Annotated in this window: 13 protein-coding genes; 8 read left to right on the forward strand and 5 right to left on the reverse strand. The window is 70.4% G+C overall.

Annotation, left to right across the window (positions count from 1 at the left end):
• The first annotated feature begins 50 nt into the window (after positions 1-50).
• Positions 51-791 (forward strand): sigma-70 family RNA polymerase sigma factor, encoded by a 741-nt coding sequence (locus ASC67_RS11080; RefSeq protein WP_056319779.1) that lies wholly within the window; start codon positions 51-53, stop codon positions 789-791.
• A 30-nt stretch (positions 792-821) separates the two neighbouring features.
• Here the strand turns inward: ASC67_RS11080 and ASC67_RS20600 are convergent, their stop codons facing one another.
• The gene (locus ASC67_RS20600; protein ID WP_156466738.1) at positions 822-959 is read right to left on the reverse strand and encodes a hypothetical protein; all 138 of its coding nucleotides are present in this window, start codon (positions 957-959) and stop codon (positions 822-824) included.
• Between the two features lie 174 nt (positions 960-1,133).
• Here ASC67_RS20600 and ASC67_RS11085 point away from each other — a divergent pair, with 174 nt between their 5' ends.
• The 3 genes from ASC67_RS11085 (at position 1,134) to ASC67_RS11095 (ending at position 3,905) form a co-directional block, all read left to right on the forward strand.
• Positions 1,134-2,159 (forward strand): M14 family zinc carboxypeptidase, encoded by a 1,026-nt coding sequence (locus ASC67_RS11085; RefSeq protein WP_056319782.1) that lies wholly within the window; start codon positions 1,134-1,136, stop codon positions 2,157-2,159.
• A complete protein-coding gene (locus ASC67_RS11090; protein WP_082535958.1) occupies positions 2,156-2,941 on the forward strand; it encodes an alpha/beta fold hydrolase in 786 nt (261 codons plus the stop codon). Before ASC67_RS11085 ends, ASC67_RS11090 begins: the two co-directional genes overlap by 4 nt.
• A 148-nt stretch (positions 2,942-3,089) precedes the next feature.
• Positions 3,090-3,905 carry a transglutaminase family protein gene (locus tag ASC67_RS11095; protein ID WP_056319787.1) on the forward strand — a complete coding sequence of 272 codons (816 nt, stop codon included), beginning with the start codon at positions 3,090-3,092 and terminating at the stop codon, positions 3,903-3,905.
• 31 nt (positions 3,906-3,936) lie between these two features.
• Here ASC67_RS11095 and ASC67_RS11100 read toward each other — a convergent pair whose 3' ends face one another.
• Positions 3,937-4,602: an alpha/beta hydrolase gene (locus ASC67_RS11100; RefSeq protein ID WP_056319791.1), complete on the reverse strand. Its 666-nt coding sequence runs from the start codon at positions 4,600-4,602 to the stop codon at positions 3,937-3,939.
• Positions 4,603-4,694: 92 nt separating this feature from the next.
• On the opposite strand from ASC67_RS11100, the gene ASC67_RS11105 reads away from it, so the two are divergent.
• A complete protein-coding gene (locus ASC67_RS11105) occupies positions 4,695-5,273 on the forward strand; it encodes an NnrU family protein (RefSeq protein WP_056319796.1) in 579 nt (192 codons plus the stop codon).
• Between the two features lie 87 nt (positions 5,274-5,360).
• On the opposite strand, the gene ASC67_RS11110 is transcribed toward ASC67_RS11105, so the two are convergent.
• Positions 5,361-5,762: an SWIB/MDM2 domain-containing protein gene (locus tag ASC67_RS11110; RefSeq protein ID WP_011827657.1), complete on the reverse strand. Its 402-nt coding sequence runs from the start codon at positions 5,760-5,762 to the stop codon at positions 5,361-5,363.
• 328 nt (positions 5,763-6,090) lie between these two features.
• Between ASC67_RS11110 and ASC67_RS11115 the strand changes: the two genes are divergently transcribed.
• Genes ASC67_RS11115 through ASC67_RS11125 form a run of 3 tightly spaced genes read left to right on the forward strand, consistent with a single transcriptional unit; the run spans position 6,091 to position 7,519 of the window.
• The gene (locus ASC67_RS11115) at positions 6,091-6,642 is read left to right on the forward strand and encodes a MarR family winged helix-turn-helix transcriptional regulator (protein ID WP_082535959.1); all 552 of its coding nucleotides are present in this window, start codon (positions 6,091-6,093) and stop codon (positions 6,640-6,642) included.
• Positions 6,643-6,688: 46 nt separating this feature from the next.
• Positions 6,689-7,117, forward strand: coding sequence for an organic hydroperoxide resistance protein (locus tag ASC67_RS11120; RefSeq protein ID WP_056319802.1), 429 nt, complete (start codon positions 6,689-6,691; stop codon positions 7,115-7,117).
• 51 nt (positions 7,118-7,168) lie between these two features.
• Entirely contained in the window at positions 7,169-7,519 is a 351-nt protein-coding gene (locus ASC67_RS11125; protein ID WP_056319805.1) for a phage holin family protein, read from the forward strand.
• A 36-nt stretch (positions 7,520-7,555) separates the two neighbouring features.
• On the opposite strand, the gene ASC67_RS11130 is transcribed toward ASC67_RS11125, so the two are convergent.
• Together ASC67_RS11130 and tfpZ are read right to left on the reverse strand one after the other, a co-directional pair.
• A complete protein-coding gene (locus tag ASC67_RS11130) occupies positions 7,556-9,145 on the reverse strand; it encodes a M48 family metalloprotease (RefSeq protein ID WP_056319809.1) in 1,590 nt (529 codons plus the stop codon).
• Entirely contained in the window at positions 9,135-9,938 is an 804-nt protein-coding gene (gene tfpZ, locus ASC67_RS11135; protein WP_235566289.1) for a TfpX/TfpZ family type IV pilin accessory protein, read from the reverse strand. Before tfpZ ends, ASC67_RS11130 begins: the two co-directional genes overlap by 11 nt.
• Positions 9,939-10,018: the final 80 nt, after the last annotated feature.

Raw genomic sequence — 10,018 nt, forward strand, 5'->3', positions numbered from 1 at the left:
CCCGCAAGCCGGGGCCTCAAGTTCCTGCACCCGCGGCCGACAACACGGCCATGAGTCCCTCCACCGCCGACGCCGCGGCCACCGTGCGCAACGAGCAGTTGCACGAGCACGGCGCGCTGGTGCGCCGCATCGCCAAGCGCATGCGCGCGCGGCTGCCGGCCAACGTGGAGATGGACGACCTGCTGCAGGCCGGCCTGATCGGCCTGAACGAGGCCATCACCCGCTTCGAGGAAAGCTTCGGCGCCAGCTTCGACACCTATGCCTCGCGCCGCATCGAGGGCGCGATGCTCGACAGCCTGCGCGCCGCCGACACCCTGTCGCGCGATGCGCGCGCCCACCAGCGCGCCATCCGCACGGCGGTGCAGGCGCTCGAGCACCGCCTGCTGCGCCCGCCGCGCGCCATGGAAGTGGCCAGCGAGCTCGGCTGGTCGCTGGCCCGCCTGCACCAGCGTCTGGTCGACGCCGGCGCCGCCGGCCAGCGCGCCGGCGACGCGCCGCTCGACGGCCTTGCCGACGAGGCCTCGGCCCACGGCGCCGAGGACGACCTGCACGCCACCGCGGACGACCACGCCGACCCGCTGGCCGCCCTGCAACGCCGCCAGCGCACGTCGGCCCTCAACGCCGCCTTCGACACGCTCGAAGAGCGCGAGCAGCTGATGATGAAGATGATCTACGAGCGCGGCCTGGACCACCAGGACGCCGCCGAGTCGCTGGGCGTCAGCCCCTCGCGCGTGTCGCAGATGCACGCGGTGGTGGTGCAGAAGCTCAAGCGGCGGTTGAAGGACTGGTAGATCGCCCGCGGGGCGAGCGCCTCTGCCGCCTCAGGCCTTGCGCAACCCCCGCCCCATCCAGCGCGAGCGGCACAACGCGACGAACTCCACCGCCCCCCACAACAGCGCGCTGCCGAGGGCGCGCGCCGGAAGGCCGAAAGGCTGGCGTCGAGTGCGACCGTTGTTCATGGGAACTCCCTGCGTTGCGCGAGACCCGGGACGGGCCCGTGTCGATGCACGCTAGCGACGACATGTGACACCTTGATGGCATCACGATGAAGCCCGCCGCGGCGCGTGAAGAAGGCCGCGCCGACGGACCTGCGCCGCTATCCTGGGGCCCCTGATGCCGGACCGTGCCGCGTGATGCCTCCCGAGCTGGCCGAACTCGCCGAACTGCAGCGCATCGTCGAGCAAGGCGGGGCGCACCTGCAGCAGCGTGTGGTGTGCGAGGTGAGCGTCGGCGAACGACGCTTCCCGGTCCACGCCATCACGCTGGGCAACCCCGATCCGGCGCTGCCGGCGGTCGGCTTCTTCGGCGGCGTGCACGGGCTCGAGCGCATCGGTGCCGAGGTGGTGCTGGCCTGCCTGCGCAGCGTGGTGAACCGCCTGTCGTGGGACGTGCTGCTGCACCGCCAGCTCGACATGCTGCGCCTGGTTTTCATGCCGCTGGTCAACCCCGGCGGCCTGTGGCGCGGAACGCGCGCCAACCCGCAAGGCGTGGACCTGATGCGCAATGCGCCGGTCGACGCCGACGACCGAGCGCCCTTCCTGGTCGGCGGCCAGCGGCTCAGCGCCGGCCTGCCGTGGTACCGCGGCGCGCTGGGAGCGGCGATGGAGGCCGAGAGCCAGGCGCTGTGTCGCGTGGTGGAGGAGGAGCTGCTGACGCGACGCTTCAGCGTTGCGGTCGACTGCCACTCGGGCTTCGGGCTGCACGACCGCATCTGGTTTCCTTATGCGCACACCGCACGGCCGATTCCGCACCTGCCGGAGATGCATGCGCTGAACGCCCTGCTCGACCACGCTCACACCCACCACCGCTACGTGTTCGAGCCGCAGAGCCGCCAGTACCTGGCGCACGGCGACCTGTGGGATCACCTCTACCTGCGCGCCGGCGAGCAGCATCCCGAGCGCGTCTTCCTGCCGCTGACGCTGGAGATGGGCTCGTGGCTGTGGGTCAAGAAGAACCCGCGCCAGTTGTTCACGCGGCACGGCCTGTTCAACCCGCTGATCCAGCACCGCCAGCAGCGCGTGCTGCGGCGGCACGTGGCCTGGCTGGACTTCATCGCCCGCGCGGCCTGCGGCCACGCCGCCTGGCTGCCGCAGGGTGCAGCGCGCGAGCAGCACCAGGAGCAGGCGCTGGCACGCTGGTACCGGGGGCTGCGGCGGTGAGTCTTGATGACACCCTGCCGTGGGTGCTGCTGCGCGGACTGACGCGCGAGACGCGGCACTGGGGGGACTTTCCGGCACAGTTGCGCGCGGTGCAGCCCGGCGCGCCGGTCATCGCGCTAGACCTGCCGGGCAACGGTGCGTTGCATGCGCAGCGCAGCCCGGCCAGCGTGCCGGCGATGGCGGCGCACTGCCGCGCCGCGCTGCAGGCCCTGGACGTGGCGCCGCCCTACCGCGTGCTGGCGATGTCGCTCGGGGCGATGGTGGCCGTGGCCTGGGCCCACGCGCAGCCGCGCGAGCTGGCCGCGGCCGTGCTGATCAACACCAGCCTGCGGCCCTTCGGCGCCTTTCACCAGCGGCTGCGTCCGTCGAGGTACGCGACGCTGCTGCGGCTGGCGCTGAGCGACCCCGGCGCGGCCGAATGGGAGCGCAGCATCCTGGCGCTGACCAGCCGGCGCCGGTTCGGCACGGCGGAACGCGACGCGCTGCTGGGTGCGTGGACGGCGTGGCGGCGCCAGTGTCCTGTGTCTCGCGCCAATGCGCTGCGGCAACTGCTCGCCGCCGCACGCTTTCGTGCGCCGCCGCCCCGCCCTCCGGTGCCCTTGCTGGTGCTCGCGAGCACACGCGATGCGCTGGTCGATCCGCAGTGCTCGCGCCGGCTGGCGCAGGCGTGGGCGCTGCCGATCGCCGAGCATCCGACCGCGGGCCATGACTTGCCGCTCGACGACGGCGCATGGGTCGCTCGGCAGGTCGAGCGTTGGGTGTGCACCTCGAAGGCGCCCTAGCGTCGCACTCTGGTGCGCGTCCGACAGCGACGCGGCGTGCCGTCTCACAACGCCTTGCGTCATTTACTGCGGTGAGCGCGCTGCATGCGGCGCACACTCGACCGACAGGCGCTCGATCTCCCGGCGTCCCTTCCTCAGGAGCCACGCCGTGCTGATCAAGATCGGGTTCGACATCGAGCTGTCCGTCGCGTCGCCGATGGCGCTCATCCACCTGCTGCATGTGCACCCGACGCGGCGCGATGACCTGGTGACGCCCGAGAACTTCTGGATCACGCCCTTCTTCGGCAACGACGAATACATCGACAGCTACGGCAACCACTGCGGGCGCGTCAACGTGCCGCCGGGCGTGGGCTCGGTGCGCTTCACCAACGACGCGGTGGTGCGCGACTCCGGCCTGCCCGACCCGGTGGCCTACGGCGCCTGGCAGCACGACCCGCGCGACCTGCCGGTGGCGACGCTGCAGTTCCTGCTGCCCAGCCGCTACTGCGAGGTCGACAGCGAGCTGCTGAACTTCGCGTGGAACCAGTTCGGCCACACGCCGCTGGGCTGGGCCCGCGTGCAGGCGATCTGCGATTTCGTGCACGGGCACATCCGCTTCGACTACCAGCGCGCGCGCGCCAACCGCACCGCGCTCGAGGGCTACCGCGAAGGCACCGGCGTGTGCCGCGACTTCGCCCACTTGGCCGTCACGCTGTGCCGCTGCATGAACATCCCGGCGCGCTACGTCACCGGCTACCTCGGCGACATCGGCATTCCGCCGGTGCCCTATCCGATGGATTTCAGCGCCTGGTTCGAGGTCTACCTCGGCGAGCAGTGGTACACCTTCGACGCCCGCCACAACCAGCCGCGCATCGGCCGCATCGTGATGGGCCGCGGCCGCGACGCCGGCGACGTGCCGATCACGATGGCCTTCGGGCAGAACCAGCTGCTGCGCTTCGAGGTGACGACCGAAGAGGTGTTCTGACCGGCGCATCAACCGCCGCCGCCGCGCGGCCTCAGGCCAGCACGCGCAGCAGCCAGCGGTTCAGGTCGACGATCTCCTCCGGGCACACCGAGTGCGGCATCGGGTACTCGTGCCACTCCACCGCATAGCCCAGCGCCTGCAGCGCGTCGCGCGAGGCGGTGGCGCGCTGCAGCGGGATCACCGGGTCCACGCGGCCGTGGGCCAGGAAGATCGGCACGTCGGCATTGGCCGCGCTGCGCTCGGCGGCGGTGGTCGGCGCCAGCGGCAGGTAGCCCGAGAGGCCGGCCAGGCCGGCGAGGCGCTCGCCGTGACGCAGGCCGCTCAGCAGCGTCATCGCGCAGCCCTGCGAGAAGCCGGCCAGCACGATGCGCGAGCTGGGGATGCCGCGCGCGTTCTCGCGTTCGATCAATGCGCGCACCAGCTCCAGCGATGCGCGCAGCCCGGCCTCGTCCTCGCGGTGCGGCCCGTCGGTGCCGAGGATGTCGTACCAGGCGCGCATCACGTAGCCGCCGTTGATCGTGACCGGCCGGGTCGGCGCGTGCGGGAAGACGAAGCGCGCGCCGCCGATGGCATCGAGGTCGAGCTCCTCGCAGATCGGCACGAAGTCGTTGCCGTCGGCGCCCAGGCCATGCAGCACGATGACGCTGGCGGTCGGTTGGTCGGTGGTCTGGATCTCGACGCAGTCTAGGGTCGTCATCGGGGGCTTTCGGTGGGTTCGCGGTGATCCTAACCGTGGCACGCAGGCGGCCGACGCTGCGTTACGCTCGCGCGCAACCACCGGAGCCCGTCATGCTCGTTCTGATCCTCGGCCTTGTTCTCTTTCTCGGCACGCACTCGGTGCGCATCTTTGCGGAGCCCTGGCGCACGCGCACGCTGGCACGCGCGGGTGAGGCGCGCTGGAAGGGCGTGTATGCGGTGGTGTCGCTGATCGGCTTCGTGCTGCTGGCGTGGGGCTACGGCCTGGCCCGGCAGCAGCCGGTGCTGCTGTGGACGCCGCCGGTCGCGATGCGCCACATCGCCGCGCTGCTGACGCTGCTGTCCTTCGTGCTGCTGGCCGCCGCCTACGTGCCGGGTAACGGCCTCAAGGCGAAGCTGCACCATCCGATGGTGCTGAGCGTCAAGGTCTGGGCCTTCGCCCACCTGCTGGCCAACGGCACGCTGGCCGACGTGCTGCTGTTCGGCGGCTTCCTGGTCTGGGCCGCGCTGAGCTTCCGCGCCGCCCGCGGCCGAGACCGCGCCGCGGGGGTGTCCTACCCGCCCGGCCGTGCCAGCGCGACGGCGATCACCGTGGTGGTCGGTACCGTGGCGTGGGCGGTGTTCGCGTTCTGGGCCCACGGCGCGTTGATCGGCGTGCGGCCGTTCGGCTGACGCGGCGCGGTGGGAGGCCTCGGTGAGGCGCCCACAAAAAAGCCCGGCCGGAGCCGGGCTTCCGATGCGGTCACGAGGACCGGCAGCTCACTTGAGGTGGCTGTTGACGAGCTTGGTCATCTCGAACATGTCGGCCTTGGCCTTGCCGAAGACTTCCTTCAGCTTGGCATCGGCGACGATCACGCGCTTCTGAACGGCGTCCTGCAGCTTGTGCTTCTTGATGTATTCCCAGATCTTCTTGGTCACATCGGTGCGCGGCAGCGGCTTGTCGCCGACGATCGCGGCCAGCGCAGCGCTGGGCGTCAGGGCCTTCATGAAGGCGGCGTTCGGCGTGCGCTTCTTGGCCGGAGCGGCCTTCTTCGCAGGAGCCTTCTTGGCGGGTGCCGCTTTCTTGGCCGGAGCGGCCTTCTTTGCCGGTGCCGCCTTCTTGGCCGGAGCGGCCTTCTTTGCCGGCGCCTTCTTGGCGGCGGCCTTCTTCGCAGTTGCCATTTGAATCACTCCATCAAAAGTTGTTGATGTGCTGGGCCCCGGGCGATAGCCGCATGAGCTCTCATTCTCACAGCGACCCTGCGGCGCGGATGGTACTGCGCGTGTGCTGCATTGAGAAGCAGTTTGTCCATTGAAAACGCGCATTGCTGCGGCTCTGCGGGCCGTTCTGTCGCTGCAGGGCATCACTTGGGACGCTGCGAGCCATGATGCAACGCCGCATCGACCGCGCGGAACGAGGCCCTTTCACCGCTGGGAGAAGCCCCTTTTAAGACTGTTGGCAATTGTATTGTGTGCAATTCAATTGAGAGATCGGCGCTAAAGTTCGTCCATGGTCACGAACCGTTCCCCGTCAAGACCGCTGCTCGACAGCGCGGCGCGCGCGACCGCCCGGCGGCCGGTGCGGCGCGCGCGCTCCGCGCCGGCGCCGGCCGGGCCCGCGCTGGCGCTCGACGCGCAACTGTGCTTCGCGCTCTACTCCGCCTCGCTGGCGATGACCAAGCGCTACCGGCCGATGCTCGGCTCCCTGGGGCTCACCTACCCGCAGTACCTGGTGATGCTGGCGCTGTGGGAGCACGACGGATCGAGCGTCTCCTCGCTCGGCGAACGCCTGTTCCTCGACTCCGGCACGCTGACGCCGCTGCTCAAGCGGCTGCAGGCCGCCGGGTTGCTGACGCGCGAGCGCGCCACCGACGACGAGCGCCGTGTCGTCGTCACGCTGACACCTGCCGGCCGCACGCTGCGACGGCGCGCGCTCGGCGTCCCGGCTGCGCTGGCCGAGGCCACCGCCAGCTCGCCCGGCGAGCTGGCGGCGCTGACCGCGACGCTGCTACAACTGCGCGCGGCACTCCATGACGACACCGAAGTTTCCGCCGCGGCCTGAACGACAGAAGGCCGCATTCCACCCTCCGCTCCTGAAAGGACTGACCATGAACAAGATCGAGAACGTGCTCTACCGTGCCCAGGCCACCGCCACCGGCGGCCGCGAAGGCCGCGCCGTGTCGTCGGACAAGGTGCTCGACATCCAGCTGTCCACGCCGAAGGAACTGGGCGGTGGCGGCGGCCCGGGCACCAACCCCGAACAGCTGTTCGCTGCCGGCTACTCGGCCTGCTTCCTCGGTGCGATGAAGTTCGTGGCCGGCCAGAAGAAGCAGACACTGCCGGCCGACACCACGGTGACCGGCAAGGTCGGCATCGGCCTGATCCCGCAGGGCTTCGGCATCGAGGTCGACCTGGCGATCAGCATCCCCGGCATGGCCAAGGCCGACGCCGAGGCGCTGGTCGAGGCGGCGCACGGCGTGTGCCCGTATTCGAATGCCACGCGCGGCAACATCGAGGTGCGGCTGAGCGTGGTCTGACGCGGACGGCATCCGCGCAGGGTCCCCGGCTCGCCGTGTATCCTGCGCGCCATGAAGATCCTCGTCCGATGGCTGCTGCTGGCGGCCGCGCTGCTGCTGGTGGCCCATCTCTACCCGGGCGTGGTGGTGCAGAGCTTCGGCGCCGCGATGATCGCGGCGCTGGTGCTCGGCCTGTTCAACGCCGTGCTGCGCCCGCTGCTGGTGCTGCTGACCCTGCCGGTCACGCTGCTGACGCTCGGGTTGTTCCTGTTCGTCATCAACGCGCTGATGTTCTATTTCGCCGCCAGCGTGCTCGACGGCTTCAGCGTGCGCGGCTTCGGTGCCGCCCTGGTCGGCTCGCTGATCTACAGCGTGTGCGGACTGGTGATCGATGCGGCGATGGAGCGGCTGTTCAGCCGCTGAGGCGCCGATGGGGCGTGCCGCTCCGACTTGCCGGCCTCAAAGCTCGCCGCGCTCCTCGGCAATGATCTGCCGGCGCTGCAGCTCGAGCTCGCGCAGCCGAGACTCGAGCACTGACGCTTCGATGAAGTCGCTGCCGGTCGCCGTGCGGGCCAGTTTCTGCGCGGCGCGCAGCCGCTCGACGGCGCCTTGCACGTCGCCGACCACGGCGCGCGACTCGGCGTCAGCGCGCACCGCCCGCAGGCGCTGACCCAGCCGTTCCCACAGTTGCGCGGCGCTGCCCCAGGCCAGCGCGTCCTGCCGGTGGACAGCCACCCAGGTCTGCAAACGGTCGACGGCCGCACGCTGCATCTCGGGCGTGCTGCCCGGCAGCAGCGCGCGTTGCGCCTGCGCAAGCAGCAGCGTGCGTGAGTCCTGCCCTCCCGGTGCGGCGAGCAGGCTGCCGAGCACGGCGTCGGCGCGCATGCCATCGCTGCGCACCAGCAGGCCTTGCAGCGTCAACAGCGCCAAGGCGTTCGTGGCGTCCCTGTCGCCGTCCGCCAAGAGCCGCGCGGCGCTCAGCGCCGCGTCGGCACGCGAGAAATCGCGCCGCAGGATCGACGCCAGCGCGCTGCCGTACAGCACACCCAGCCGGTCGGCGGAAGTGGCCACGGTGGCCAGGGCACGCTCGGTGTCGAAGTCCTGGGCGCGCTGGAGCGCACTGTCGCGCGTGTCCATCAGCACCCTGGCGCGGGCCTGCATCAACACGTGCAGCAGCGGCCTGGGTGGCGGCGCGGCATTGGCCACGCCGAGGCGCGAGCGGGCTTCGCCGATGCGCTCGGTGGTCAGCGGGTGGCTGCGCAGGTAGGGGTAGTTCTGGCTGTCGTTCAGGCGCGAGGCCTGCAGCAGCTTCTCGAACATCGCCGGCATGCCGGCCGGCGAGTAGCCGGCGCCGGTCAGCACGTTGAAGCCGACCCGGTCGGCCTCGCGCTCGGCGTCGCGCGAGTAGTTCAATTGCCCCTGCACGGCCACGGCCTGCCCGCCGGTGATCAGCGCGTTGGCAGCCTCCGGGCTGCGGCTGGCCGCGAGCACGCCGAGGATCAGCCCGGCGATTCCCGCCAGCGAGGTGAGCTTGTTCGCGCCCACGCTGCGCGCGATGTGGCGCTGCGTCACGTGCGACAGCTCGTGTGCCAGCACCGACGCCAGTTCGGCGGGCGTCGCCGTGATGGCCATCAGGCCCAGGTGCACGCCCATGTAGCCGCCCGGCAGCGCGAAGGCGTTCACCGTGCGGTCGCGCACGAGGAAGGCCTCCCATGCGAAGCGCTCGTCCAGCTCGGTCGGGATGTTGCCGCGCTCGCGCGACGACACGATCAGCGCGCTCATCATCGTCTGCACATACTCGAGCAGGATCGGGTCGTCGAGGTAATCCGCATCGCGACGGATGTCGCGCATGATGCGGTCGCCGATGCGCCGCTCGTTCGGCACGGAGATGTCGTCGGACGCACTGTCGCCCAGGGCCGGCAAGTTGTTGCGCGAGCCAGGACTGCCCTGCTGCGCCAGGGCGGCGGGCGCCAGGCCTTGTGCGGCAAGGGCCAGGCTCAAGGCCAGCGGCAGGGCGCGCGGCCAGCGGCGGTGGCGTTCAGAAGCCATCGAAAGGCGCGTAGCCCACCAGTTCGCCGCTGCCGGCGTCGAGTAATGCGACCCAGTCGGTACGGCGCGCGAACAGGGGCAGGAACTTCAGTTGCTCGTCGCTGCGGCCGGTCGCCGCGATGTAGGGCTGTAGTTCCGCGGCGCGCGCTCCCAGGCGATGCTGAAGCACCATGAGTGGTTTGGCACCTTGGAGCAAGGCGGCCTTGGTCTCGGTGGCAGGTTGCCAGAACTGGGGCCGCATGCCGATATCGATGCCTTGCAACCCCAGGGTGATTGCTTCGAATTTTTCGTCGGCATGCGGTAGCCGAGCGGCCAGTACCTGCTGTCCCCAGAATGGAAGCTTCCGCCATTCTGGCGGGGCCTTCGCGAGCTCGGTGCCGTCCAGGTCGATCGCTCGCACGACACGCAGGCGATCCACCTCGAGCGCCAGCACGACCGGTCGGGCTTCGTAGACCGTGTGCAGGCCGTACAACAAGCCGCCTAGCTGCAGCAGGGCCACGATGGCCAAGTCTCTTCGCAGTTCGCGCCAAGGCTTGCGCCGATCGAATACGGCTAACGTGATCAGCGGGCCCAGGACCACGTCGACGGCCACGACGATGAAGAACAATTCGCGGCCCCCGGAGATCTCGCGGAACGGCGTCGGATACCAGAGCCCGAACACCAGCGCGGCCGCCAAGGCCGCCACCAATGCGCTCAGCCCGGCGTGAATGCCGGCCGCGCGCAATCGGGAGCCGAATGCGATGCCGCGCGCTGGAGGAGGCGGCGAAGCGGGAGAAGGGAAAGTCTGATCCATCGGGCAGGTGGGAGGCGGGTCCCGGGTGTGACTCTCGCGCAGCAAGGCAGTTCAGCAAGCGTGCGTCTATGATGCCGCAG

The sequence above is a fragment of the Methylibium sp. Root1272 genome (assembly GCF_001425905.1).
GTDB lineage: Bacteria > Pseudomonadota > Gammaproteobacteria > Burkholderiales > Burkholderiaceae_C > Methylibium.